The organism is Synechococcus sp. HJ21-Hayes (assembly GCF_024345835.1).
Classification (GTDB): Bacteria; Cyanobacteriota; Cyanobacteriia; order PCC-6307; family Cyanobiaceae; genus Vulcanococcus.
Map to the genome: position 1 here is coordinate 1 of NZ_JAGQBW010000012.1, position 24,990 is coordinate 24,990.

Genomic DNA, 24,990 nt, shown 5'->3' on the forward strand with positions numbered 1-24,990 from the left:
GCTTTTTGGCCGTCGTCAGCTCGTAGTCCGAGAAGCCGAGCTGCTTGCCACCCATCAATCCAGTCCTGGCCTGTGATCACAGCACCATTGTCCCGTGGATCGCTGGGGTTTTCCAGAGCTTCCCTAGCAGGCGATAGATCTGGTCATCCAGCGCAAGGCCTGCTGCTAGATCGTCGCTTTCACGCAGCACTTGATCAACATAAGACAAGTACGCCCACAGGTGCCCCGTCGCCGCGCCTTGCTGATCTGTCTTTTTCCTGTGAAAGACATAGGGCTCCCCAAGGTCGATCCTTGTGTCCTCTCCCTTCATGGCGCGAATGGTCCGCTTCAGTCTCGAGTGTTCGATTTGGCAGATGATCCCCGAGAAGTAACCGACATTGGCGATTCCCCCAGTCCTTGGACTGAGGTGAACGTCGCCTGGTTCTATGGTCTGGATGATCTTGCCGTCTTTGTATTCATGGGTATCGCCTGCATAGGACATGGACAGCGTGCTGAACCCTGTGCCTTCTTCTGTCGATAGACACGGGGTTGTTCGTGTTGCAAGGAGCTTGAGATCTCCAACCTGGATCACGCTGGCATCTGCTTGAGGCCGAATGCCCCCTGTCTTGCTGGAATGGACGCCGCCACCAAAAAACTCCTTGCCCTCGCTAAAGAGGGTTGTTGGGTCAAGGGACTGAATCTGTCCCGGGCTTGTCAAGGGAAACGGCAGAGAGGCAAATCTGTCTTCGCTTAAATGGCTAGAGATCATAAATGCCTCTTCTGTCGTGTGAATTGCAACTTGGATTCGGATCTTCTAGTCCGATCTCGCAAATGCCATCTCCAGCAGGAACGCCGCTAAATTGCTAAGCGAGCGACCCTCTTCATCGCTGCGGCACAGTAAATACTGGTAGGTGCAATCTGGCAAGGTGATGCTGATCCGGGTCGGAGAGCGAAACGCTGCCTTGCGCTGTGGCCTGTTCCGCAGATTGGCTTGGTTCTCCATAGTCCTGCTGCAGTTGTTAAGGGGGGCAGGTATGCCCGCGTCATTTCAGCATTTCTGCACTAACTCCATGCGAATTGTCCTTGAGGTTGCTCCTGCCCTATTCGTTCTGGTGGAAATTCTTCGCTTTTTACGAAAAGGGCCTTTGCAGAACGTTACATCGGGATCCGCTCTGGTTGCCTACCCCTAGCTAGCGCTAGTTGCTGCATTGATGCCGCATTCATGCAGCGATCCGGCATTGAGATCTGGATGAGCGGGGCACCGGCCCTGGGCGAGTCGCGGGCATGATGGTGTGTGTGTCCAGCCATACACCTGTGGTGCGCTGTCGTCTGCCTGTGCTGTTGATCCTCGGACTGCTGGCTGGCCGTGCCGATGCCGCTCCTTTCAGTTACGACCCGGTGTCCTTCGCTGGGTTCGCCAACCAGACATTCAAGACGCAGGGTGACGCGGTGTTTGTACGCCTTTTGGGCACCTGCCTCCGGGAGGGCAAGGACCGCACGGGATACCGCTGCCTCAGCGGCGAGCTGCTGCAGGACCTACCGGCCAAACAAGGGCGTAACTTCTGCAAGCTCGATGCCATCTGGTATGTGCCCTTCAGTAAGACGGTGCAATACCGCACGGCTCGCTGTCAGTTCAAGGGGGATCGACAGCGTCTGATGGAGGGCGGCCAGCAATGGCTGCGCGAAGGCCTCAATCAGCTGGAGAACTACGGCAAGTAGCGGCCCCTTCTCCGCGGCTGCCGAACACCATGGCCGCCGCTGAATCCTCCAGGTTGAGCAACAGCTCGGTGGTCTCGCGGGCGTTCAGGCCACTCTGCTGGCGCACCCGCGCCAGCACCTCGATGAAGTGCCGCGGATCCACGGCATGTTTTTGGAGGAAGGCGTTGAGGGTTTGCTGGCAAACCACGGCTGGAGTGGGTTGGCCCATGACACCTCGGGGATGGAATCATGAGCCTCCGCAGGCTGGGCCGAGGCCGCTGGATGTTCCGCGGATTCGCTGAGATGCTGCGGCGGCTTCTGGGCTGTGGGCGGCTTCCTGCTGAACAGGGCTGTACATCTGAGCTGCTGCATGGGGTGGGCCTACGGGGTGACTACGACGGAGGTAGTCGCAGTCCTTCCCATGGCCCGCTCCCATCTCCATCTCCACGATCTGCGCCACTCCGCCGCCCAGGAGACCGCCCTGCACATGATCACCATGGCCGCCAGGGCCCTGCTGATGATCGGCACGGCGATCCTGGTGGGAGAGGCCGTGGCAGGGCCGGGCAAAAAATTGCTCGAGGGCCGGTTGCACAGGCCCATGGTCAGCAATGAGGATGGCGAGCCTGCCGATTGATTGATACCGGTTCGGGCTCTCTTCAGCTGCGGGGTTCCACCTCGATGCGCTCGAGGTTGGGAATCAGGGCCAGCGAAGCAGCCAGCCCCAGGATCAGGATCAGCAGAGCCGGCACCAGGGCCGCACCCACCCGTTCATCGCTGGCGTACTGAAACACCCGCACCGCCAGGGTGTCGAAATCAAAGGGCCGCAGCGAGAAGGTGATCGGCAGTTCCTTCACGGTGTCCACGAACACCAGCAGGGTGCCCACCACCAGCGGCGAGCGCAGCAGGGGCAGGTGAATCCGCCGCAGCACGGCCATCCAGGAGCACCCGAGGCTGGTGGCCGCTTCATCCATGCTCGGGGGGATGCGCTCAAAGGCGGCATCGAGGCCCCCCTTGGCCACCGCCAGGAAGCGATCGGTGTACCCCCAGATCAGCAACACCATTGGCGCCAGCCCCGCAGGGCCACCGATCAACATCAGGGCCAGGGCAATCACCGTGCCCGGGATCGCGTAGCCCAGGCCGGCCAGAAAGCTGAGTTGCTGGATGAGCTGATTGGGGATCCAGCGCTTGGCCATGGCCAGCAGCAGGCCCGCGGCCACCGTGATGCCGGAGGCGGCCAACGCCAGGGCAAAGCTGCGGCCGCTGAGGCTGGCCAGCTCGCCGATGGGTTCGGCCTGCAGTTGATCCCAACTCAGCGCTGCCCACAGCACGGGCAGGCCGAGGGTGAGCAGCGGAGGCACCAGAGTCACCATCCAGGCGGCCACCAGCCTCCAGCCCCGCAGGCTCCAGCGCTCGAGCTCACTGCTGTCGTTGCCGAGGTTCCAGCAACGGCTGCGCTCGCGCAGCTTGCGCTCCGCGGCCACCAGCAGCGCCACGATCACCAGGGCCACCAGGGCCAGGGCCACCGCCCCATGGGGGTTGCCCTGCTGCTGCCAGCGCAGCAGGATCCCCGCCGAGAGCGTGGGCACGCCGAGCAGCTCAACGGCTCCGAGTTCGTTCACCACCTCCATGCCGGCTAGGGCAATGCCGGCACCGATGGAGGGCATGGCCATCGGCAGGGCCACGCGCCAGAAACTGCCCCAGGGGCCCACCCCCAGGCTGCGGCAGGCCTCCAGTTGGCGCCTGCCGCTCACGGAGAAGCTCTCGGTGGAGAGCAGAAACACGTAGCTGTAGGTGCTCAGCGTCAGCACCACCACGGTCCAGAGGGAGCCGTGAACGCGGTAGCCAAGCCGGCTGCCCACATCGATCAAGGTGGCCGCCAGCAGATAACTCGGGGTGGCCAGGGGCAGCAGCTGGGCGATGCGCAGCCAGCGGCGGCCGGCGAATTGACAGCGGGCCGTCAGCCAGCCCGAGCCAGCCCCGAGGGCGGCTCCCAGCCCTCCCACCGCCGTGACGAGGCCAACGGTGTTGAGCAGTTGCTGGAGGCCATCACTGCCGAGGCTGAGCCCGGACAGGCCGTCGGGGCCTGAGCAGGCGAAGGCCACCAGCCAGGCCACCGGCGCCAGGGCCAGCAGCACCACCACCACCACGGCCAGGGACAGGGCCGTGCGGCCTTCCTGGGCAGGCTGAACCGGCGGGGCTGATGGTTGCGAGGCGCCGGCGGCCACCATGGCGAAACGAACTCCAGCGGGCAAGTGGAGCAACCTAGCCAACGCCTGCTGCTATTGAGAATCCCTTGCAACCAGTGCCGGGCGGCTGGGCCTACTTCCAGCCATTGGTTTCCATCAGTTTCACGGCCGCCTTGTTCTTGGCGCCCATTTGCTCGGCCGAGATGCCGCTGGCCTTGAAGGTGCCGAAGGCCTTCAGGGTGGCGTTGCTGCCATAGCCCTTCAACGGGTATTCGTGATTGGCTTCGGCGTAGCCCTTGCCGCCGGCGGGGGAGGCGAGGAATTCGATCAGCTTCAGCGCAGCGGCGGGATTCTTGGCATGGCGGGTCACGCCGGCACCACTGATGTTCACGTGGGCGGGGTTGGTGAACACCACCTTGAGCTTGCTGGCCAGGGCCTTGTCGGCAGCGCCACTCTCGCCGGACACCATGCGCGCCACGTAATAGGTGTTCACCAGGCCAACGCCGCATTGGCCGTTGCCGATCGCGCGGATCAGCGGTGTATCCGAGGTGAAATAGGGCTTGGTCACGTTGGCTGTCATCGCCTTCACCCAGGTGGCAGCGGCCGCATCGCCCCGCTGGATCATCTGATCGGCCACGAGCGACTGGTTGTAGACGCTCTGGCGGTCGCGCAGGCAGAGCTTGCCCTTCAAGGCCGGATTGGCGAGGTCGGCGTAGGTCTTGATGCTGGCGGGGTTCACCAGCCTGGGATTCACCAGCACCACGCGCACCCGGCGGGTGAGGCCGTACCAGCGGCCCTTGCTATCCCGCAGGCTCAGGGGCACATCCCGCAGCAGGGCGGCGGAGCGGGTGGCCTGGAACAGCCCCATGTCGCTCGCTTTATCCAGGCGGGCGGCATCCACCAACACCAGGACATCGGCTGGCGAGTTCTTACCCTCACTGCGCAGCCGTTCAATCAGGGCGTCGTCCTTGGCCTCCAGCAGCCTCACCTTGATGCCGGTCTGGCGGGTGAACTGGCTGTAGAGCTGTTTGTCGGTGTTGTAGTGGCGCCCTGAATACACGCCGATCTCGTTGCTCTGAGCCCGTGATGCCGTGGCGGCAGCCGTGAGGGTGAGGCTGATCAGAGCAGCGGTGCCGATCCGCACAGGTGTGAGCTGACGACGCATGGAACGCAGGGTGGCAAAGCCGGACATCGAGCAACAGCAACGGCGGTGGTAGGCCTGAAACCTAAAAGCCCTGTGCCCGGGCTAGAGGTGCCTAGTTGGCCAAGCGATGTGCCATTTTTTACAGCCCCGGGCTGGCCGTTAGGCCGCCAGCTGTTTCAGCGACGCCAGGTAACGCTTGCGCTGTCCGGATGCCCAGGGTTCATCGCTCCAGCTGTTCTCTGTTCGGGGGCTGGGTGGGCTCGATGCGTTCTGGGGGGCGAGCTTGTCGCTGGAGCGAACGGCTGGTGGGCTGGTCTCATGCATGGCGAGAACCTAGGCAGGTTCTGCCAGCTGCCCAGGAGCTGCAATGTGTTGTTGCAATGGCGTGGCCGATCGGGGGCGCAGGCCCGGGATATGAGGAAAAACCTCAGCTGAGGTCGGGTTGCCGTTTTCGATTCCAATTCAGAGGACACTCGCCTCCGGACGCGCCTCTGCCATGACCGGCCCCAGCGAGACCCCCATCAAGATCCTGGTGGCCGACGACGAGGGCAGCATCCGCCGCATCCTCGAAACCCGGCTCACGATGCAGGGGTATGCGGTGACCCTCGCCTGCAATGGAAAGCAGGCCATGGAGTGCTTCCGGGAGATTGAGCCCGATCTGGTGGTGCTCGACGTGATGATGCCCGAGCTGGACGGCTTTGCGGTGACCGAGCGCATCCGGGCCCAATCGGAGGTGCCGATCATCCTGCTCACCGCCCTTGGTGATGTGGCTGATCGCATCACCGGCCTGCAGCTGGGCGCGGACGACTACCTCACCAAGCCCTTCAGCCCCAAGGAGTTGGAAGCCCGCATCCGCTGCGTGATCCGCCGGGCCACCTATGGCCAAGGCCCTGGTGTGGCAGGCAGCGGCCGCGCCGCCAGTGTGGTGGCGGTGGGCAACATCAGCGTGGATCTCAACAAGCGCCAGGTGTTCCGCGGCGAGGAGCGCATTCGCCTCACGGGCATGGAGTTCACCATGTTGGAGCTGTTGCTCAGCCGGTCCGGCGAGCCCATCAGCCGGCTGGACATGCTGGAGCAGGTGTGGGGCTACAAGCCCGAGCGCTCCTCCGATAGCCGCGTGGTGGATGTGCACATCTCGCGGCTGCGGGGCAAGCTCGAGGACGATCCGGACAATCCCGAGTTGATCATCACGGCCCGGGGCCTGGGCTACATGTTCCAGCGCATCAGCCAGCCCTTGGAACCCACCCTGCGCTGAGGCCCTGGAGGCTCAGGGTTGGCCAGGTGATTGGGGCGCATCAGCACCACCACGGGGAGCTGCCGCCATAGGGGCGGATCACCGCCCTACCCAATCCGCTTCACAAGGCTTTACGATCCCTACAAGTTTCGTAAAGAACTGCCCCCATGGCTGACTCCACCTCCCGCTTCGGTTTCGTTGGCTTCGCTGAAACCTGGAATGGTCGCCTGGCCATGCTCGGCTTCGTGATCGGCCTGGGTACCGAGCTCCTCACCGGCCAGGGCATCCTCTCCCAGCTGGGCCTCGGCTGATCCAAACAGCGAAAGGGCCGCGTTTGCGGCCCCTCTCCAGGCCTGTCCGGTAGTCCGGGCAGGCTTTTTTGCTGGGAAGCAGCCTCAGGCCTGCTTCCCGCTCACCCACTCGTCAGGCTTGGCGGCCTCTGGGGCATCAGCGGGAGCCCGCTCCTTTTCGATCTCCCGGTTGAGCTGGTGAAACAGGTGGTCCGGTGATCGGTAGCGCCGGGGCAAGCAGGTGTGCAGGGTCTCAAGACGGCTCCAGCACAGGGTTTTCTGCACCTTTTTGAGGCTGCTGCCCTCCATGAGCAGCATTTTGAGGGCCTTACGGTAGAGGTAATACTTCGATTCAAGCTCGCCGATCGTCAGTCTGGGCGTGTCTGTGTCTGTCATCGCGCTCTCGGGAGAAAAAATTCAGCTGGGCAACAATGTGCTGGCTCAGTCGCGTTGGCGAACGGCGCGTCTTCTCCCGGGGTCAGGCCCGCTGCGGCAGATGCGATGCCGCAGCGGCCTAATCCATTGACCCTAAAGCACCTCTCGTGTCAGCCGGCTTGCCAGTTGGCAGGGGGTTCCGGCTTCTCACTGTCCTTGAGGGAGGGGAAGGTGCTGCGGATCTGAGCGGTGATGGCCTGGCGCACCGTTTGCCGGAACTGCTCAGCCGCTGCTGGGCTCAGGACCGGGTAGCTCGAGTCGCTACTGGCCTCACCCCGCAGGGGCTTCCAGCTGGTTTTTTCACGCTGCTTGAGCTCTTCCAGGGGGGTGAGGAAATCGAACGCGAGGGTGCGACCGGAGGTTGCAGCCTCCGCAATCCACTGCTCCCGCAGGGGGATCAAGTCCTTGGCCTTGAGGGTGTCAGGCAGCCCCAGCACGGGCTCGTAATAGTCGAGGGCCCGCAGCTCCTCCTCCAGCAGCACCGGCCAGGCACCCTGCTCCGTGTCGTCGAGGCTGGCCTCGGCGCCGCTGGCCCGCATGGCTTCGAGATAGAAGGCCAGCCAGCGGTAGTGCGACTTGTCGCGGGTGCGTTTCTTCTCCGAGCCCTTGCCGGTGGCCCGCTTGGGCAGGGCGGCTTCTGCCTTGCGCAGGAACACCCGGTCGTCCCGTTCGAGGTTGATGGCACCCCAGCGCTGGCGGTACTCCCAGAGCTCTTCGTACTTGCGCACGTCCTCTGCGGTCCACCCCAGGGCCTTCAGCTCTTCTGCCCTGTTCTCCTCGCCTGTCTGCACGCGTCTGTTGCCTTGATGCGTGCGCACCCTAGGTCCCGTCTATCCGCCGCAACATGGTCTACGGCCTGGTGGTGGGGATCAGGCGGATGCCGTTGCGTTCCAGCTTGATCTCAAAGCTGTCCCCCGGTTGGAGATCCAGCAGCTCCGTGTAGGCCTTGCCCACCATCAGATTGCCGTTGAAATGCACGTGGGTGCTGAAGGTGAGTTTGCGGCCGTCTTTGCTGAGGTCCTTGCCGTGGTCAGCCCGGAAGCTGAGGCCCTTGGCCTCCAACAGGGCTTCGTAGAAGTCGCTGTAGTGGAGCCGCTCAGAGCCGTCTTTCTTGGCACTCACATAGCCGCAGTTGCGCACGAGTTCTGATTTGGAAATGGGGCCAAGATCCCGCATCTTGGAGAGCAGTTCTGTGCCACGCAGCATGGATCTTCTGAAGGTTGGGTTTGTTCTACAGCTGCTTCCTTCCCTGGGCTGCGTGTGCCCCTGTTTTGCCGCAGATCTGCCCGAGCTCCGATGGGATCTGGCGCCGTTGGGATCCCTCGCCCCTGTCAGGGCGTTGCCCGGTGCCGTCATGACTATGAAAGAAGTCCCTACTCCGGCCACCAGGTGGAGACGAATCTCAGCGGCATGACGCAGGCAGTGTCGATCCCCGCCGCTGGCCTCACCCTCGCCGGAGACTTGATGCTTCCCGCCCAGCCCCGGGGCCTGGTGGCCTTTGCCCATGGCAGCGGTAGCAGTCGCTTCAGTCCACGCAATCGCTATGTGGCAAATGTTCTGCACGCGGCGGGATTGGCCACCCTGCTGTTTGATCTGCTCACGCAGCAGGAGGCCGCGGAGGACGCAACGGGCCATGCACCGCGCTTTGATATCCCCCTGTTGCAAAAGCGCCTGCTGGCTGCCATCGACTGGTGTGTGCAGCAGCCCCAGCTGGAGGCCCTACCCCTGGGCCTGTTCGGTGCCAGCACCGGTGCGGCAGCGGCTCTGGAGGCTGCCGCTGCCAGGCCCCAGCTGGTGCAGGCCCTCGTGGCCCGTGGAGGCCGTCCGGACCTGGCCTTTGACGCCCTCGCCCTGGTGCACTGCCCCACCCTGCTGATCGTGGGCTCCTTGGATGTGGATGTCCTGGAGCTCAATGCCTGGGCTGCAGCCCACCTGCGCGCCTCCCACGATTTGTTGGTGATCCCTGGAGCTGGCCATCTGTTCAGTGAGCCGGGCACGCTGCACCTGGCGGCGGCGGCGGCCCGCGACTGGTTCCTGCAGGCCTTGGACGCCTCCTGACCGGCTTGTGTCCGCTGGACACAGCGGTGGATGGGGCGCGCTGGTGTGATCAGCTATCACCGGTTTGCCCCGGTTTCAGCCTGGCTGTGCCCGCATCTGCGCCCCCGTGGCTCGCCGCTGCAGGCAACATCTTCGGTTATGGAGTAGCTGGCCGCAGGTTGCAGCACATCTGGTGTCCCAACGGCGCAATACCAGGAGTTGAGATCAAAAAACTGGGTTTACTGTTGAGGGGCCGAGGCTAAAGCCATGTCTTCAATGTCTCGGTTGCCACGACTTCATCCATCGCTGGATTCCTCTAATGAATGATCGCTTTCGCGTGCTTCAGCGTCAGCCGCGACGCATCTCAATTACCCTCAGCTACCACGTGCATGAGGCTCTGTTGAGCCGATCCGAAGAGGAGGGCCGTTCTGTGTCTAACCTCTGCGCATTTCTGTTGGAGGATGCCCTGCGTGATCAACGCAGTCCTTTGATGCCATCCCAATCAATCCCCCCTGCGGTGAATGGCTTGATGCCCAATGGTCGCGTCAAGTCGCGCAGTTTTTAGATTGTCTTTTCAGATGAGCTGCAGACCTGCAGCGATGTTCAATCTGATGGCTGGGGCTCCCTAGGTTCTGAATTAAGAATCTAGGGAGCCTTTCTGTGTCCAGGCCTCGCCGCCGCTCCCATCCCCGCCTCACATTGGCGGCCAAAATCCGCGACCGCGACTGGATCGCGGTGCGCTGGCGGGTGCCTGCGGAGCTCAGGCCGCTGCTGCCAAGCCAGCTTTGCCTGCGCTTGGTGGATCTCAATCCCGTGGATCCTCTGGCTACGGCTCTCGTGTTGCAGGAGTGGTTGGTGCCCACCGACCGAGGGGAATGGTTTCTCGCCGCGCCAGCGGTGGAGCGGGTGTATCAGGTGCGCCTCGGTTGCCTCGATGCCCAGGCTGGCTGGCAGGAATGGGCACGATCCAGTCGGCTGCGCTGTCTGGTACCAGCACCACATCGGTTGCTGGTGCCCGTGCGCAAGCGGGAGCCGTGCCATCCACGCCAGAGGCTCTGGCTGTTTGCCGATGCCAAGTTGATGGTGCATGGAGCCACGATGCGCCATGCCCAACTGGTGATTTCTGGTCAGCCTGTACAGGTGGAGATCGATGGCACCTTCTGCTTCGATGTGCCCCTGAGGGAAGGGGTGGATCGTTTCTCCTTGGTGGCCCAGCCTGGGCTGGGTCCCGGCCCTGCCATCAGCCGGAGCGGTTGGATCCGCAAGGAAACAAGGCTGGGGTGAGCGATCGGCGCAGTTTGGTGAGGGCATGGCGCTCCAGCCGTTGCACCTGATCCTTGCTGCGGCCAATCATCCGTGCCACCTCGGCGAAGGATCGATGGGTGTCACTGCCGTAGCGGAGCTTGATCACAGCCAGTTCAGGGGTGGAGAGTTGATGCATCTGGCTGTGCATCCAGCTGTAGTCGTCCTCGATTTCGGGCAGGTTGCTGTCGGATACGGTGTCCAGAAGGGTCATGTCTCCATCGCTGCCGTTGAGTTGTTGATCGAGGGAAATCGTGTTGCTGCGGTGGTTGATCGAGAGGGCGTAGAGCACCCGCTCTTCGTTTTCCCCCAGGGCATCCGCTAGCTGCGTGGCATTCAGCGGTTCCTTGCCATTCACCTGAAGGGTTTCCGCCTTGTTGGCAAGGCTCACCAGATTCACGGGGATCCGGATCGATCCGTTGTGCTCCTGGAGGTAGCGATTGATGGACTGGCGTATCCACCAGTAGCCGTAGGTGGAGAATTTGTAGCCGCGGGTGGGGTCGTATTTCTCAGCGGCCCTCAGGAGGCCCATGTTGCCGGCCTGCACCAGGTCCATCGGGTCGTGGGCGAGATGCTTGAGGCGCCTGATGTAGCGCAGGGCTACGGTCACCACCAATCGCAGGTTGGCATTCACGATCCGTTTGAGTGCTCTGCGGCCTCGCCGTTCGAGCGCTTTGGGCGGATTGGGGTCGTCCATCCACTCCTTCACGATCGTGCCGAGGTGCACTTCTTCCTGTGCAGTGAGGAGCGGAACACGACCAATGGTACGCAGGTAATCACCAAAGGCATCACTCATCGCTGGGTTGGATGCAGGTGTCCAATCTTCAACTGGATTGATGGAAAATTGACTGCTCTGACGCGGAGGTGCGGTGTGTCTGCAGCGGTGAAGTTCGTCGTGCAGGACGCCAGGATTCATAGGCTTGGTTCCGGGTCTTCTTGCTCAGAACCACTTGCCAGAGTTGCCCTTGACGAGAACGGAAAAAGCCGGCACAGCTCAACAGGTAGTAGCGCCAGAATCGATAGAAGTCGTGATGAATATCGTGTTGAAGGGCAGGCCAGGCAGCATCAAAGTTCTGCCACCAAGCCATGAGCGTGCGATCGTAGTCCTTGCCAAAATTCTCCCAGTCCTCCAGTAGAAAGTCGGATTCAAATCCACGGCAGAACTGGGTGGCGGATGGCAGTCGTCCGCCTGGGAAGATGTGGGTATCGATCCATCCGTCTGTGTGGTGTGTGGTGCGATCGGAGCCGATGGTCTGCAACAGTGCCAGTCCGTCACTGTGCAGCAATTGATTCACGCTATTGTGGAACTTATTGTGGTTGCGTGGTCCTACATGTTCAAACATGCCAATGGAGACAACGCGATCAAAGGGCTCGCTGACCAATTGAGGTAGTTTGCGATAGTCGCAGAGTGCAACTTGGATTGGTAGGTTTTCCAGGCGTTCCTGGATGAAACGAGCTTGCCGCGATGACACCGTGATGCCCATCACGGTGACGCCGTAGTTGCGGGCGGCATAGGCCGCCAGGCTTCCCCAGCCACAGCCGATATCCAGCAGTGTCTGACCTGGCTCCAGCTGTAGCTTCTCGCAGATCAGCCTGAGTTTGTGCTCCTGAGCGGTATTGAGGTCGTCCGCCTGTCGCCAGTAGCCGCAGCTGTACACCATCTGTGGATCCAGCATGGCGGCATACACCCTCGGATCGATGTCGTAGTGGCGCTGGCCCACCACAAAGGCCCGGCGTAGTGATTGCGGGTTTAACCATCGCTCGCGTACCAGCTCGGCCAGGCTCAGTAGCTGCAGTCGTTTGCTCAGGGGTGCCTGGCCGTTGGCCTGCAGGAGCCGGCTGATGAGCTCGTCGAGTTGCTCGCAATCCCAGTCGCCCCTTACATAGCTGTTTCCCAGGGCTAGAGAACCCTGGCGGAGCAATTCATTGAAGAGTGCTGGGTTATGGACTTGTAGGTCCCACGGCCGCTCACCGTTGAATTGCACATCTGCATGTTTTGCAACGGTGGCAATCGCCGCAGGAATGGGCATTGTGCTGGTATCACTGGCACCAATCAAACGCTGTTGAGAGCAATTCCCTGAACTTGTTGTAGATTCGCGGCAGCTTGTGGGCGAGGGCGCTGCGATTGAGCGCCCTCGCCGTAGTTGTTACTCGATCGCCACTTCCACGGCTGTAGCTTGGCTCGTTGGGACTTTGGGAAGATCAACTTCCAGCAGCCCATCATGGAAATGGGCTTTCAACTGTTCCGCATCAACGTTTGATGGCAAGGTGAAGCTGCGCATGAAGTTTCCGTAGCTGCGCTCGATGCGGTGGTGACGCCAGCCCTTCTCTTCCATTTCCTTATGCCGCTCACCCTCCAGAACCAGAATGCCATTCTCGATCTTTACCTTTACATCCTTTTTCTCCACGCCAGGTAGTTCAGCATGAATCTGAAACTCTTTGTCGTTCTCGCTGATATCCACCCGCGGACACCACTCGCCATTGCTACCCCATTCGCCCGAACGCATCAGCGGCAGGCTGAGATTGCGGCTGTAGCGATCCATTAGATCTTCAAAGTCTCGCAGGGGTTCCCACTTCATCAATGCCATGGTGCTTGAATTGCAACGCCAAACTCAACCTATGAAGCTGGCCATGCTGCCATGGCAGATGCAGCGGAGGTGATTTCGATGTGCAGCGATGGATCGATTGGAGGCCCGAATCATGCGACCCATCGAAGCCATGCTCTGGAACTTGAGCCCAATATCTTCACATGGGAAGATCTGATGAGGAATGCAGATTCTTCGCTTCAGTGTTCAGAACGGAGCCTGCGGCATAAGGTGTTCCAGAATGCCAGAGTATTACTACGTCTGATGTGGAACTCCAAGCTTTCTTGTGCGTCTGTCTATGCACAAGGCCTGGTTGACAGCCGCTGAGCCTGGTATTCGCCTAGATGGCTTGGTTTGAACCTGTCAGGATACAAGTAACTTGGCTCTGTTAACTCTAGGCTAGCCCTGAACCCTCAGCTTGTTGAGGAGAAAACCGAGAACAGTTGTTTGACGTGTGATGACATCACCTGTGATCTGCATGCCCAGTCGCAGTTGGCAGTTGTCCTTGCGCCCTTTGAGACTGTTGCTCTTCGGTTGCACCAGCACCTCATAGGCGCTTGTCGCCGCACCCCCGTCGGCCGCTCTCTGAGCCTGTGTATCGGCGCCCACGCTGAGCACCCGGGCTGTGAGCACACCAAATTCCGCGGTTGGACAGCTTGCCACCCTCAGGCTCGCCTTCTGCCCGCTTCGCACTTGGCTGATCAAATCTGGAGGAACCAGGAGCTTGATCATCATCCGTTCCGAGGCAGGCGCCAATACGGCCATGGTTTCTGCAGGCTGCACAACCTGACCCGGATGGTGGAGGCTGGTCTGGATCACGGATCCGCTGATCGGTGCTCGCACGGTGGCCTGCTCAATAGCCCTGTTCAGTTGTACGAGTCGAGCTCTTCGCTGGGCGAGTTGTTTGCTCCATTCATCGGCCGATGCGCGGGATTGAGATGCAGTCTGCTTCAGTCTGGCAAGCTCGCTTGCCCCACGCGCTTCCTGTTCAGATACGCCCTGTAGGGCTTTGAAGAGTTCCGATCGGCTCACCAACTGACGAGCCTGTTTTTCCTCAACGATGCTTTTTGGCACTGCGCCACTCGTGAGAAGAGACTGGTATCGCTTCAATTGGCTCTGTTCGAATTCCAGAGTTGCCTTCGCCTGATCGACCCCACGGCGTGATGCTGTTCTCCAGGAGTTGGTTAACTCTCCGAGAGCCTGCACCTGAGCTTGTAGCGACCTTTGCTCTTCGCGCGATTGATTGGCCTGTCGTTGCAAGGCCGTTAGCTCCTGGTTCACCTGGTCACGCTCGGCCTCCAGTGTTCGGCTATCTAAAATAGCCAGCACTTGTCCTTGGCTCACTTGCTGGTTTGGCCGTAGCATCACCTGCTGTACCCGTCCCCCGAGCTCACTCTGCAACAGGGTGTTCTCGCCAACGGGACGCACGGTTCCCTGCGCGCGAACAGTTTCTTGCATCGGCCATACGGCTAGAGCTCCTGCCCCGAGTGTTAAGGCAAGAGCAAGTTGACGGCCTAGGGCCCTTGTCCATGGGCCTGGGCTTGGAAGGAAGTCATCGTGTTGCAGCTCATGCAGCACGACCGAGACATTCTCGCCGCCCTTGCGTATGGACGTTGTGCTGGGTACCAGACCCCGGTCTGATCTGCCTGTATTCGTCATGCGGCTTGTAGGTAAGGGCCAACTTGGCTGTGGTTTCGGAGGTCATGAGGGTGACTCTGCTGCTTGACAGATCCTTGTTCCATGTAAATGATCCAGTCCGCGCGCAAAATCACACTCGAGCGATGGCTCACCAGGAGTGTGGTTTTTCCCTTGCGATGATCCAGGAGGCGATCCATCAGCCGTGCTTCTAGGACAGGATCAAGGGCAGAGGTGGATTCATCTAGCAGGAGAACCGAAGGATCACTGGCCAGAGCCCTAGCAAGAGCGAGGCGTTGTCGTTGACCGCCAGACAAATTGGCGCCGAATTCACCTAACACAGTGGCATAGCCGTCAGGAAGCCGACAGATGAAGTCATCAGCAAGGGTTAGTTGGCAGAGCTCTACCACATCCGCGAAGCTCAAATCTGGATAGGCGAAGATAAAGTTATCGTAGATCGAACGATTGAGAAAAATGTCCTCTTGAGGTAGTAGTACCACCTGTTGTCTTAGGCATTCAAGGCTGAGATCGCGTCCATTGAATGGCCCAAAATGAATTGTGCCTTGCTGCAGTGGGTATAGTCCAGCAATGAGCTTGCTCAGGGTACTCTTTCCACAGCCAGATTCTCCAATTAAAGCCGTTGTAATGCCCCCTGGAATTCTGAGATTTAGGTTCTGGATCAACGCACAGCGTCCTGGGTGATGGAAGCTCACGTTATGGCAGACAATATCGCCATCGGCTGGGATCTCCGCCTCTTGCTTGCCAGGAGCTATTGCTGATTCTGCCGGATGTTGCAGTGCGTCATCCAGGCGATCCATCACAACCCGAGATGTAATCCATTCTTGGCTCAGTCCTGTCGCAGCGGCTAGAAATGCAAGAACATTGCCCCCCATTCCATTGAATGCCAGGAGCTGACCAATGGTGAGTTGTTGGTTCAGAACAAATGAACTTCCGTACCAGAGCAGGATCACGGTTGTCACGTTGCCGAGAAAGGTCGTGGCTGTGCTCGCCTTGAGCTCAAGCATTCCCATATTCCAGGCTAAATTCGCCAGACGTCCTTGCTTGCCCTGAAATTCATCCCATGCCTGTGGTCGCGCCTGTGTCGTTTTTAGAAGGGTCTGCCCCCTGAAGAGTTCAACCAAAAACCCCTGGTTATCAGCTGATTGCACCAGCATGCCCTGGGTTCTCCGATGTAAACTTGGCAGAATGGCTACCTGTGCTAATAAAACGGTCGAATAGCCAACCAAGGCAGCTACCGTGAGGGATCCACTGTATTGCCACATCCATAGCAGTGAAATGAGAGCGATGCAGCATTGGCCAGGCAGCCCTAGCACTGCATTGGCAATCAAATCATTGAGGCGCTGGATGTCATCCAAACGGCTCACAACTTCTCCGCTACGACGACTTTCGAAGTAGCTGAGTGGCAGTTGTAGTAAATGCCGGCCGTAGTGTAGGACCATCTGCAGTTGTAGTTTCTGTCCAAAGTGGCCCACCAAGACACCCTGCAGCAGATTGAGCAATGCTCGCAGTAGGAAGAGAGCTAGAATGCCTATGCTCAAGCTCCGTAGCATGTCTGCATCTCCACGTACCAATACATCATCCGTAAGGATCTGCATGAGTAGCGGCATCGCCAGTGCAAGAACCCCGATGCTTAGGTTGAGTGCAAGTGCTTGAAAGAGCAATCGCTTAAACGGCAGCACCAGGGTACGGATAAGGTTTGCTCCCCTGCCTCTTTGCCAGTTCTCCTCAACTTTGTCTTGCGGGGGGAAGCGCTGAGGATCGGTTTCCAGGAGTAACACCACCCCATTGTTCCAACCCTTGAGAAAAGCCTGCGGGCTCATCTCTCTTAGGCCAATCGCAGGGTCAGCTACAAGCAGTTGTCCATTCTTATGGCCGTGTAACACTACCCAATGGCATCCCTGCCAGTGGCAGATGATTGGCATCGGCAGGGATTCCAGGTCGCTGAGCATTTCCGGCGAGGCCTTAGCTGCTCTGGCATTGAAGCCAAGACTTTCTGCCCCGCGCTTCAAGCCCAGCAATGTTGTTCCCGTGCTGGACGTGCCAACACTGTGCCTTGCTATTGAGAGAGGCAGCGCATAGCCATGACTTTGGCAGACGGTGGCTACGCAGGCTGCTCCGCAGTCTTCCTCACTGTGTTGGCGTATGCAGGCTGGGGTGTCTGTTGGAACAAAAGCTCGCAGCTGGCTTTTGATCCAGGTTATCCATTTGACGCGTTCCATTCCCAGATGCTCCTTGGGCTGGTTCAAGCCGAGGCATCCATGCTCAAGCCATTCAGCTGGTTGTTCACAATCGAACCGCCATTAAACACGATGTTGATTGCAAAGTTGATTTGGTTGGCTCCCATCAGTACGGAGCTCATGATTCCGCCACCTCCAGCTCTTCCACCCCCTCGCCTCTGCGGACTCAGACGTGCGTTGTAGCTTCTCAATCCGGAGCTGCGGCCGCCACAATGCTGTTCGGCTTCGAATTCTTTGAGGAACTGCATGGAATGATTGGATGAATGTGATAGGAAGCCCGTTTCCTGTGATGGAAACGGGCAAGCATCAAGCGGCGATGATCGCTGACAAGTCCAAGCCTGTGAGTTGGCTCACGCCTGATCCAGCTGAACCTCCGAGTAAACCAACCGCAACGCTGGCAGCATTGTTCAACTGCAGTGCATTGGTGAGGATGGAGCTAATCGTGATACTGGGCGATACATTGATCGTGAGAAAGCCACCTGTAAGGGCCTCTGCTTCCAGTTCGTTAAGTTCGTACATGGTGTCTAGGAGTGGGAAAAGCCACCGCTAGCTGATGGCAACTAACGGTGGCTTGGTGTGAACAGATGTGGCTCAGCTAATGACAGAACCCAGTTCAAATGCATTGCCCTGCAGACTATGGGCAAAGCCACCACCCAGCAGGACACCGATGCCGTTATTGCTTACGGTGTTGCCCTGGGTGAGGCGAGTGGTGTTGAAGCTGTATTTGGTGGTGTCGATCTTGGTAAACCTCCAGCCACCGCTGAGGGCCTCTGAGTCGCGGCTGTCGAGTTCGGTGAACATCATCATGGTTGCTTGCTTTCGTGTCGTGTTGGTTGAGCTCTAAACCTCAAGTCCCTGATGTGACTCAGAGGATGTAGGAGGTGACAGAGGCAATGTTTGCTTGCTCGCTGGTAGCGACGCCGTAGCCTGCGAGACCAAAGCCAAAGTTATTGGCTGTGTTGTTCTGGCCTACAGTCGTCTTGTTCGACTTATAGGTGTAGGCCGATTTCTGGTACCAAGAACCCCAGCGGCCCCCGGTCAGGGCTTGGGCTTCTTGGTCCGCGATCAGATGGAGTTTAGTCATCGATAATCTCGAAGAGGATGAAGGACCTCCAAAGGCCCCAACTTGTTTTAGAGCTGGCTGATCATGATGAGGTGTGAATCAGCACTATTGCAGCATCTGTGCTGTGGCCAGCTAGGGAAAACTTGCAGTTCGGAATGAGCCCCCCCAGCTGAGTGACAATGCAACAGCACGACCTCGTCCATCATTGTTGGCTAGGTTTGCCCCTGACAGCGCGATATAGATCGGCACCTCCCTTAGCGGCACATAGGACAGTGAGGCATTGATTCCCTTGCCAACCCAGCCAGCGCTCAGCCCCAGGTTCGGGGTTAGTTCTATCCCTGCTGATGCGAGCAGCCCATCGCTCACAAGATTCACCGCGTCGATCCGTTGAAAGCGACCACTTCCCCCTCCGAGGTTGATCTGCAGTGTCTGTCGAAAGTTCGGGTCGTCCTTTCGGAGCGCCCATGCCCCTGTGAGCACGCCATAGGGAGATCCCCCTGGTTTTGGCCAGTTTCCATAGGAGGCCGCTCCAAGCCATCCTGCTCCGATGTGCATCGTGAAGTCGTTATTGGTGTAGAGCTCCCTGCCGAGTCTCACGTCGAGGCTGCCACCATTGCGCTGATCCGCCAAACTCTCCAGGTTAAAGTCCACCTCAATGGCCACGAGCCGCCGGGCATTACCCATCCCCACGCCGACATTCACACTTCCGTCAGTTGTTAGTGCATTGTTGTTATTGCCGTCTTCGTAGCCATAGATCGAAGATGAGACAAAATAGTTTCCCCACTCAGCTACAAAAGCGGTTGGCATCTGTGTGGGGTTGAGGTTTGGTCGGCTGTATGGCTGCTGTTGCCTCTGGCCTTGTTTGTTGTGATCCTGCACCATGCTCTCTGCCGATTCGTTGGCATGAGCATGTAGCGTGTTACCCAGGCTCCATAGGCTTCCGATGAGTGTGATACCAACGACGATGCTGTTCTTTTTGTTTTGTTGCATCGTTTAGGTCTCCAGGCAGCGGAGTGCCTGTTGGGGTTTGAGTGGCAGTGCTGTCTGGATCCAGTTCTGACTCTCAGGTTTCAACCTCCAGTCTTCGTGCCCAGTGGGAAGTGGCATCCATCGTGGTTGTTGTGCCTGGAAGTACACCAGTCCACAGAGTTCTGGAAAGTTACTTCTGTTGTCTATTGCTTCTTTTAACCATGTCGTCTGATCCTTGCTCGATCCACTTACACCCATTTCGGCTACAATCACAGGCTTCCGATAGCGATCGTGCAACCATCGTTTCTCGCTAAATAGTTCGGAGAAGCTGGGGAGTGATCCATCTTCTGTCCACGCACGACTGGCATAGACGGATAGACCGATTAAGTCCACATAATCTTTTCCTGGCCAGAATTTTTCAGCACCTTTTCTGCCAATTGGGGACCAGACCCATCGGATCTGCTTGTTGTCTGCGGAATTGAGCATGGTGTGCACATACCGATAGAGCTGAATGTATTTTTTTGGCTCCTTCCATGCCCATGGATATTGACCTGGCTTGTCCATCTCGTGGGCAAAGCGGAGCAGCACTGTGCCCTTGTGCGCTTTCAGAACCTGTTTGATTTCTTGAAGCTGCTTATCATATTGACCACTCAGCACATCTGCATGTAGATCCCTATCATCTCCATCTGGATCTGTTTTGGGAAAGGGTTCTAGTGTCACCAATGGAACTCTTGTTTGTATTGTACTGTCTGCTAGAAATGACATGAGTTGCTTCGCAGCGGATGGATCAATCCAGCTGATGAACTGATGGTTCAGATCTAGGCCATGCCAACTCTCATTGCGCGGCTCTGTTGTGTACATTCCAATTAACATCGGGTAGCGATGGCGATTCTTGATGTCGTGGTTGCTTGCCAGGACTAGTAATCCACTGGTCACTGCAGCCAGTCCGATCAATCCGGTTTGTCCTAAAAGTCGCATTGGTTTAGGATCTGATTAATACCTTGCTGATTCCTGCTTGCCAGGTGGCTGGCGTGGTCAACGGTGCCAGTAATTCTCGTTGTCGTATCCAGATGCTGCTGAGAGTAAGCACGATGGCCGTTGTTGCCATGAGGTGATGCCTACGCCTTGTCTTTCGGCTTAATGTTGTGATTGCAAGGATCGCTACCGTTAAGAGAGCAGCATTGATGAGAGTGAGTAGAACATAACCTTGTGCTTTCGGGGCGATGGGTCCCAGCAGCACTGCTACGCCGCAGGCCACGAACACCCCAGCCAAGTTCGGGACCAAAAAGCGCGATGGTAGAGGTGAAGCTGAACCCCCTTTGTTTGTTACCTTAAAGTCCAGTGAATATGAGGACCATCGCATCACAAATGCGTGGATCACGCCTGTTAAAATCCATGGCCCCCGGCTAAGCTCAAAAAGCCCCTGCTCCCACGAGACCAACGGTGCGTCCGGTGGTTGCAGTAGTTTCTGTTGCTTTAAATACAGCACTGGCAATAGTGTAAGCAGCAGCTGTAGCCCACTCAGGGCAAGAAAGCTTGGGTAATGGACCTGCATCCAAGGTCTATTGATTGCCAGCGCCACAATTGGCAAGCCTATTCCGAAGAGGCTCAACAAGCCTCTTAGTGGATAGAACACCTGGGCATAGAGAAACTGTAGCCTTAATCTCCAAGGCAGTTTTCTTAGCAGTGCAGGTGTGTAACTCAGTAGCAGAGCTGTCAAACTCCTGGCCCACTGCATCTCCTGCACCATCGCATCTTCAAAGGTTTCCGGTCCTAGTCCGTGGCAGATTGCACGATGGGCAAAGGCTCCACGCCAGCCCTTTGCATTCATCAGAAGTGTTGTTGAGTGGTCTTCCGCAAGTTCTGGTCCCAGTCCTCCGATTTCCCGAAGAGCTTTCGTACGTACTGCGTAGTGGCTACCGATGCATAGTGGGGCAAGACTGTTGTTAAATCCGAGTTGTTGTGGTCCATGCAGCACGCTCTCGGCGTATAGTCGTCCTCGTGCAACCCAGCTCGTGTCAGCATTGCAGTCGCACACTGACGGTGCTGCTACATATCCGATCCCAGGGTCATTAAATGGTCTGAGCATCTCCTCTAAATACCCCTCTGCGGGTCTATGGTCGGCATCCAGCTGCACAACGACGTCGTAGCGCTCGTACCCGAAGTGGTCATAAAAGTAAGCTAGATTGCCTTCCTTGCACCGTCTCCGTCTTGGCCAGCTAGGTTGGTGATAGCCTTCTACTTGCCAGCGCGACGATATTTTTACTCCCTGCTGACTGCACCACTCCTTCACTTCTGGGCTTGGCTGTTCATCTGCCAGCCACGTCGCATGATGGTGTCTCTGTTCTATTGCTGCTTCCAGTGTGGGTCGCACGACGGACCACGGCTCTGATGGACTCTTTGTGACAACCATCGCAACTCTCAGACCGCTAGGTGGGTTGAGTCTTGGATTGACTTGTCGCATCCGAAGAAACAACACAAATGGCCATAGTGGCAGGCCGGTCACGTAGATCAACAGACTTGCGTTGAACAGTGTGTAAGGCAAGCTCACCCACGTATCTGGCTGCAACATCCATCGCCAGAACGCGAGCGTGCCCATGATCCAACATAGAACCAAGATCTGCAGCACTCTTTGCTGTCTGTTGTCGAATGCTGGCTCGAATATGCTGTTCATGCTCTCACTTCTCCTCGCATCTGGCTCGCCCCATGACTTAATCGCTGCTTTCGGCACTCTCTGTGCTGCTTCGCTCGCACCCTCTCTTTTTCTGGTCTTCCTTGTCCGTTGACTTCCCTTGCTTTTCCTTTGCTCCTTCTGCAGGCTTTACATGTCGTTCGTTTCATAGCAGTTCACCACGTCCGATCTGCCATACTTCAAGTCCAGCATCTGCGGCAGCCTGAATATCCGTCCCGCGTCGTGTATCAAATACCCAGCCGGGCCTACGCATTTTGCCTGCTATCTGATTCCAATTCATCTGCTGATAGTCACACCAGTCCGTGAGTACGATCACGGCATCGGCATCTTCACATGCCTCTTCAACAGTGTTGTGCCGGCTGAAGCTACCTTCAAGTAGTTTGCTGATGTCAGCATCCGACACCCTTGGATCATGGATGCGCAAGCTAGCGCCATCATGAAGTAGTTCCCGGCAGATCGGAATTGCTGGGCTTTCCCGGGTGTCGTCTGTGTCTGCCTTAAATGCAAATCCAAGAACTGCCACCTTCTTCCTGCGTAGCCCTCCAAACATCCGGCGTACAACTAGATCAGAGATTCGCTTCTGAGACCAATTGTTCAACTCTACGACTGAACGCCAGTAGTGTGCTACTGGATCCAGCCCATAATGTTCCGCTAGATAGATCAGATTGAGTAGATCTTTTGTGAAGCAGCTTCCTCCAAAGCCTGGCCCTGGTTTCAGAAACTGTTTGCCGATACGCTGGTCACTGCCAATCGCCAGCCTGACTTCTTCTACATCAGCGCCTGTTGCCTCGCAAAGTCCCGCAATCGCATTGATCGATGATATTCTCTGAGCCAGAAATGCATTAGCTGTTAACTTCGCTAGTTCCGCCGACCACAAGCCTGTTGTGATGATGCGGTCTCTTTCGACCCATTGTGCGTATATACCGGCGAGCTCCTCAACGGCTGTCGCTTCTTCGCCACCCACTAAAACACGATCTGGATTCTCCAAATCATGAATTGCTGTGCCCTCCGCCATGAATTCTGGATTGGAAAGAATCTCGAACTTTGCATCATGACCCTGGCTCAGAATCTTGCGGAGAATGTCTGCTGTTCGTACCGGTAGTGTGGAGCGTTCGACAACAATTGTGCTTCCTCTCGCATCAGTTGCGATCTGACGTGCAGCCGACTCGATAAACGTTAGATCTGCCGCCGCTCCTGCTCCGTGCCCGCTGACCTTCGTCGGTGTATTCACGGATAGAAATACCATGTCAGCTTTTCTTATTGCTGCTGTCACATCGGTTGAGAATCTCAGATTCTTTCCCCGCACTCGTTCTAGGACACTTTCTAAGCCCGGTTCGTAGACAGGTAGCGATGCATTGCCTAGGTTGTTCCAGGCGTCAATCCTTTTCTTGTCTAGGTCGACCACTTCAATTTCAATGCCACGGCACTGATCTGCCATCACAGCCATGGAAGGTCCACCTACATAGCCAGCTCCAATGCAGCAGATTCTGTTTGTCATGATACTTTTGTGAGAACTTGCTTGGTTTCTAGCTGTGCCTTAATGTCGGCGATGGTTTCTTTTAATCCGTTCTCTAGTGAGATCACGGGTTGCCACTCCAGCATCTTCCTTGCAACTGTGATGTCTGGCTTTCTTCTTTGAGGATCGTCTTCTGGTTTGGCTTTGTTTGTCAGCCCTGCTTGTGTATTTACTAGATCCCTGATTATGCGGGCTAGCCTCCTGATTGTGATCTCGTCCGGGTTTCCCAGGTTCATAGGGCCTTTGTGTCCACTATTCATGAGTGCCACTAGCCCTTCAACCAGATCGCTGCAGTAGCAAAAGCTTCTTGTCTGCAATCCATCGCCATACATAGTTAGGGGTTTCCCTTGTATTGCCTGGCTGATGAAGTTGGTTACAACCCTTCCATCGCTGCTACTCATCCTTGGCCCATAGGTGTTAAATATTCGTGCCACGGCTACCGATGTGCCATGCATTCTCGCGTGGTCAAATACCAATGTCTCCGCAATCCTCTTGCCCTCGTCGTAACAAGCCCTTGGGCCTGTGCAGTTCACGTTCCCCAGATAGCCTTCTTGCTGGGGGCTTACCAGTGGGTCTCCATAGATCTCACTTGTTGAGGTAAACAGTAGTCTGGCTTTGCACCTATGCGCAATGCTCAATGTGTTTAGTGTGCCCAGGAAGCATGTCTCAGCTGTGCCGATGGGATCTTTCTGGTACTGCTCGGGTGACGCCGGACATGCCAAGTGCCACACCTGATCTGCCTCGACGTGAAATGGCTCTCTCACGTCATGCTCTACCAACTCAAAACGAGGATTGCCTAGCCACTTCTCTATATTCTTCTTTGAACCTGTCTGCAAGTTGTCGATGCAGACAACTTTGTTTGCCCCTGTACTCATCAGTCTGTCTATTAGGTGAGAGCCGATAAAGCCGGCCCCCCCAGTCACTACGTGACGCATCAACCTGTTTCTTGGGTCCCTGCGAAACTATGGGATTTCTGCTTCACTGTCCGGACTTTGCTGCCCGACTGTGCATCTTCTGCATCTCTATGCCTGATTCTGCTGCAGTTTTCCAGCACTCTTTGGGCTCTGGCATGGCCCAGTCAATGTGAAGCTCCTGCTTACTTCACCCCATTCCCTCTAGGCGTTCCTCGCCCTTCCCTCCTGTTGCGCAGGGTCTCCTCCATGGCCTCCCCTGCGCCTACTTTCTGATCCCTTCTGCTTGTGGTCGCTTTTGGCCTTCTGCCTGCATGATCCACCCAGCTGCCACTGGCCCATCCTCTCGGGTTGATGGGTGTGGCATATTTTGAGCATATATGGCCTTCTGGCTTAATCTCGAGCGATTCACATCTTCCTTTTGGTGTTTAATGGTTGTCATAGCATGACTGGATGATCATCCTGAACTCGTCCCACCACCCCTCATCGGGGCCTATACCATGCTCACTCGAATGGCTTTATTGAGTAGGACTGCTCTTTATGCTGCTCTTCCCTTCGCAGTTCTAGGGTTTCCTTTGCCAGGCAGCGCTGACATCCTTTACAAGCTCACGACCAAATGCAGCTTGAACGGAGCGGCACCGGTGCCCTGCACGGTGCAGGCTGAGGAGGATGGCAACGCTACACTTTATCGTCACAAGATCGGCAATGTCACCGAGACAGTCCGCATCACGGACTCTCCTGTGACTATGGCCTTGTACAACGCTGGCACGAAGCAGTGGGTGGGGCTTTCCATGGCTTCGGCGCGTTTCTCCTCGAACACCATCTGCTTTAATCGGCAGCAATTGTGTGTGGTAAATCCTAATTATCTCAATAGTGTGAGGGAGGACAATCCTGCTGCTACATCTAAGCGAGATTTGGTGAAGGTGCACTTCGGCCGTGATGGGCGCATCGATGCCAGCTGCTACGACGACGGTTGCGAGGTGATTCAGAAATGAACGTCTTTACAGGATTAAGCACTCTGTTGCTTGCTGGTGCCCTTGCTGCTCCTGCTGGGTC

General features: G+C 57.5%; 29 protein-coding genes. 8 read left to right on the forward strand and 21 right to left on the reverse strand.

Annotation, left to right across the window (positions count from 1 at the left end):
- Positions 1 to 76: 76 nt before the first annotated feature.
- Together KBZ14_RS10250 and KBZ14_RS10255 are read right to left on the reverse strand one after the other, a co-directional pair.
- Positions 77 to 748 carry a hypothetical protein gene (locus KBZ14_RS10250; protein ID WP_255118234.1) on the reverse strand — a complete coding sequence of 224 codons (672 nt, stop codon included), beginning with the start codon at positions 746 to 748 and terminating at the stop codon, positions 77 to 79.
- A gap of 45 nt (positions 749 to 793) precedes the next feature.
- A complete protein-coding gene (locus tag KBZ14_RS10255; RefSeq protein ID WP_255118235.1) occupies positions 794 to 982 on the reverse strand; it encodes a ribbon-helix-helix domain-containing protein in 189 nt (62 codons plus the stop codon).
- 293 nt (positions 983 to 1,275) lie between these two features.
- Between KBZ14_RS10255 and KBZ14_RS10260 the strand changes: the two genes are divergently transcribed.
- Positions 1,276 to 1,698 (forward strand): hypothetical protein, encoded by a 423-nt coding sequence (locus KBZ14_RS10260; RefSeq protein WP_255118236.1) that lies wholly within the window; start codon positions 1,276 to 1,278, stop codon positions 1,696 to 1,698.
- On the opposite strand, the gene KBZ14_RS10265 is transcribed toward KBZ14_RS10260, so the two are convergent.
- Positions 1,670 to 1,906 (reverse strand): hypothetical protein, encoded by a 237-nt coding sequence (locus KBZ14_RS10265; RefSeq protein WP_255118237.1) that lies wholly within the window; start codon positions 1,904 to 1,906, stop codon positions 1,670 to 1,672. The two genes, KBZ14_RS10260 and KBZ14_RS10265, sit on opposite strands and share 29 nt — an antisense overlap.
- 192 nt (positions 1,907 to 2,098) lie before the next feature.
- Here KBZ14_RS10265 and KBZ14_RS10270 point away from each other — a divergent pair, with 192 nt between their 5' ends.
- Positions 2,099 to 2,311 (forward strand): hypothetical protein, encoded by a 213-nt coding sequence (locus KBZ14_RS10270; protein ID WP_255118238.1) that lies wholly within the window; start codon positions 2,099 to 2,101, stop codon positions 2,309 to 2,311.
- Between the two features lie 22 nt (positions 2,312 to 2,333).
- On the opposite strand, the gene KBZ14_RS10275 is transcribed toward KBZ14_RS10270, so the two are convergent.
- Complete coding sequence (locus KBZ14_RS10275) at positions 2,334 to 3,905, reverse strand: ABC transporter permease (protein WP_255118341.1); 1,572 nt, start codon at positions 3,903 to 3,905, stop codon at positions 2,334 to 2,336.
- Between the two features lie 91 nt (positions 3,906 to 3,996).
- Entirely contained in the window at positions 3,997 to 5,055 is a 1,059-nt protein-coding gene (locus KBZ14_RS10280; protein ID WP_255118239.1) for an extracellular solute-binding protein, read from the reverse strand.
- 448 nt (positions 5,056 to 5,503) lie between these two features.
- Between KBZ14_RS10280 and rpaB the strand changes: the two genes are divergently transcribed.
- Both rpaB and KBZ14_RS10290 read left to right on the forward strand, forming a co-directional pair.
- On the forward strand, positions 5,504 to 6,262 hold the full coding sequence (gene rpaB / locus KBZ14_RS10285; protein ID WP_255118240.1) for a response regulator transcription factor RpaB: 759 nt from the start codon (positions 5,504 to 5,506) through the stop codon (positions 6,260 to 6,262).
- 146 nt (positions 6,263 to 6,408) lie between these two features.
- Entirely contained in the window at positions 6,409 to 6,552 is a 144-nt protein-coding gene (locus KBZ14_RS10290; RefSeq protein ID WP_255118241.1) for a high light inducible protein, read from the forward strand.
- 84 nt (positions 6,553 to 6,636) lie between these two features.
- Here KBZ14_RS10290 and KBZ14_RS10295 read toward each other — a convergent pair whose 3' ends face one another.
- The 3 genes from KBZ14_RS10295 to KBZ14_RS10305 all read right to left on the reverse strand — a co-directional run bounded on the left by KBZ14_RS10295 (position 6,637) and on the right by KBZ14_RS10305 (position 8,172).
- Positions 6,637 to 6,927: a DUF3136 domain-containing protein gene (locus KBZ14_RS10295; protein ID WP_255118242.1), complete on the reverse strand. Its 291-nt coding sequence runs from the start codon at positions 6,925 to 6,927 to the stop codon at positions 6,637 to 6,639.
- Positions 6,928 to 7,076: 149 nt separating this feature from the next.
- Entirely contained in the window at positions 7,077 to 7,757 is a 681-nt protein-coding gene (locus KBZ14_RS10300; protein WP_255118243.1) for a hypothetical protein, read from the reverse strand.
- A gap of 58 nt (positions 7,758 to 7,815) precedes the next feature.
- Positions 7,816 to 8,172: an AbrB family transcriptional regulator gene (locus KBZ14_RS10305; RefSeq protein ID WP_255118244.1), complete on the reverse strand. Its 357-nt coding sequence runs from the start codon at positions 8,170 to 8,172 to the stop codon at positions 7,816 to 7,818.
- A gap of 204 nt (positions 8,173 to 8,376) precedes the next feature.
- Here KBZ14_RS10305 and KBZ14_RS10310 point away from each other — a divergent pair, with 204 nt between their 5' ends.
- The 3 genes from KBZ14_RS10310 (at position 8,377) to KBZ14_RS10320 (ending at position 10,287) form a co-directional block, all read left to right on the forward strand.
- On the forward strand, positions 8,377 to 9,024 hold the full coding sequence (locus KBZ14_RS10310; protein WP_255118245.1) for a dienelactone hydrolase family protein: 648 nt from the start codon (positions 8,377 to 8,379) through the stop codon (positions 9,022 to 9,024).
- Between the two features lie 298 nt (positions 9,025 to 9,322).
- Positions 9,323 to 9,568: a ribbon-helix-helix domain-containing protein gene (locus tag KBZ14_RS10315; RefSeq protein ID WP_255118246.1), complete on the forward strand. Its 246-nt coding sequence runs from the start codon at positions 9,323 to 9,325 to the stop codon at positions 9,566 to 9,568.
- Between the two features lie 95 nt (positions 9,569 to 9,663).
- On the forward strand, positions 9,664 to 10,287 hold the full coding sequence (locus KBZ14_RS10320; RefSeq protein WP_255118247.1) for a DUF4912 domain-containing protein: 624 nt from the start codon (positions 9,664 to 9,666) through the stop codon (positions 10,285 to 10,287).
- Here the strand turns inward: KBZ14_RS10320 and KBZ14_RS10325 are convergent.
- From KBZ14_RS10325 to KBZ14_RS10385, 13 genes are all read right to left on the reverse strand, one after another.
- Positions 10,244 to 11,101 (reverse strand): sigma-70 family RNA polymerase sigma factor, encoded by an 858-nt coding sequence (locus tag KBZ14_RS10325; protein ID WP_255118248.1) that lies wholly within the window; start codon positions 11,099 to 11,101, stop codon positions 10,244 to 10,246. The genes KBZ14_RS10320 and KBZ14_RS10325 overlap by 44 nt on opposite strands.
- 28 nt (positions 11,102 to 11,129) lie before the next feature.
- Complete coding sequence (gene cfa, locus KBZ14_RS10330) at positions 11,130 to 12,335, reverse strand: cyclopropane fatty acyl phospholipid synthase (RefSeq protein ID WP_255118249.1); 1,206 nt, start codon at positions 12,333 to 12,335, stop codon at positions 11,130 to 11,132.
- A gap of 117 nt (positions 12,336 to 12,452) precedes the next feature.
- Positions 12,453 to 12,848 (reverse strand): Hsp20/alpha crystallin family protein, encoded by a 396-nt coding sequence (locus tag KBZ14_RS10335; protein WP_255118250.1) that lies wholly within the window; start codon positions 12,846 to 12,848, stop codon positions 12,453 to 12,455.
- Positions 12,849 to 13,289: 441 nt separating this feature from the next.
- Entirely contained in the window at positions 13,290 to 14,348 is a 1,059-nt protein-coding gene (locus KBZ14_RS10340; protein ID WP_255118251.1) for an HlyD family secretion protein, read from the reverse strand.
- Positions 14,349 to 14,545: 197 nt separating this feature from the next.
- Entirely contained in the window at positions 14,546 to 16,792 is a 2,247-nt protein-coding gene (locus tag KBZ14_RS10345) for a peptidase domain-containing ABC transporter (protein ID WP_255118252.1), read from the reverse strand.
- The gene (locus KBZ14_RS10350) at positions 16,789 to 17,031 is read right to left on the reverse strand and encodes a hypothetical protein (protein ID WP_255118253.1); all 243 of its coding nucleotides are present in this window, start codon (positions 17,029 to 17,031) and stop codon (positions 16,789 to 16,791) included. The genes KBZ14_RS10345 and KBZ14_RS10350 overlap by 4 nt, the downstream gene beginning before the upstream one ends.
- Before the next feature lie 343 nt (positions 17,032 to 17,374).
- A complete protein-coding gene (locus KBZ14_RS10355) occupies positions 17,375 to 17,584 on the reverse strand; it encodes a hypothetical protein (RefSeq protein ID WP_255118254.1) in 210 nt (69 codons plus the stop codon).
- 64 nt (positions 17,585 to 17,648) lie between these two features.
- Positions 17,649 to 17,867, reverse strand: coding sequence for a hypothetical protein (locus tag KBZ14_RS10360; protein ID WP_255118255.1), 219 nt, complete (start codon positions 17,865 to 17,867; stop codon positions 17,649 to 17,651).
- 111 nt (positions 17,868 to 17,978) lie between these two features.
- Complete coding sequence (locus tag KBZ14_RS10365) at positions 17,979 to 18,836, reverse strand: hypothetical protein (protein ID WP_255118256.1); 858 nt, start codon at positions 18,834 to 18,836, stop codon at positions 17,979 to 17,981.
- Positions 18,837 to 18,839: 3 nt separating this feature from the next.
- Complete coding sequence (locus KBZ14_RS10370) at positions 18,840 to 19,769, reverse strand: glycoside hydrolase family 26 protein (RefSeq protein WP_255118257.1); 930 nt, start codon at positions 19,767 to 19,769, stop codon at positions 18,840 to 18,842.
- A gap of 28 nt (positions 19,770 to 19,797) precedes the next feature.
- Complete coding sequence (locus KBZ14_RS10375; RefSeq protein WP_255118258.1) at positions 19,798 to 21,489, reverse strand: glycosyltransferase family 2 protein; 1,692 nt, start codon at positions 21,487 to 21,489, stop codon at positions 19,798 to 19,800.
- A gap of 163 nt (positions 21,490 to 21,652) precedes the next feature.
- Positions 21,653 to 23,008 (reverse strand): nucleotide sugar dehydrogenase, encoded by a 1,356-nt coding sequence (locus tag KBZ14_RS10380; RefSeq protein ID WP_255118342.1) that lies wholly within the window; start codon positions 23,006 to 23,008, stop codon positions 21,653 to 21,655.
- Positions 23,002 to 23,958, reverse strand: a complete 957-nt coding sequence (locus KBZ14_RS10385; protein ID WP_255118259.1) for a UDP-glucuronic acid decarboxylase family protein — start codon at positions 23,956 to 23,958, stop codon at positions 23,002 to 23,004. The genes KBZ14_RS10380 and KBZ14_RS10385 overlap by 7 nt, the downstream gene beginning before the upstream one ends.
- Before the next feature lie 617 nt (positions 23,959 to 24,575).
- Here KBZ14_RS10385 and KBZ14_RS10390 point away from each other — a divergent pair.
- Positions 24,576 to 24,929, forward strand: a complete 354-nt coding sequence (locus tag KBZ14_RS10390) for a hypothetical protein (RefSeq protein ID WP_255118260.1) — start codon at positions 24,576 to 24,578, stop codon at positions 24,927 to 24,929.
- Positions 24,930 to 24,990 lie beyond the last annotated feature (61 nt).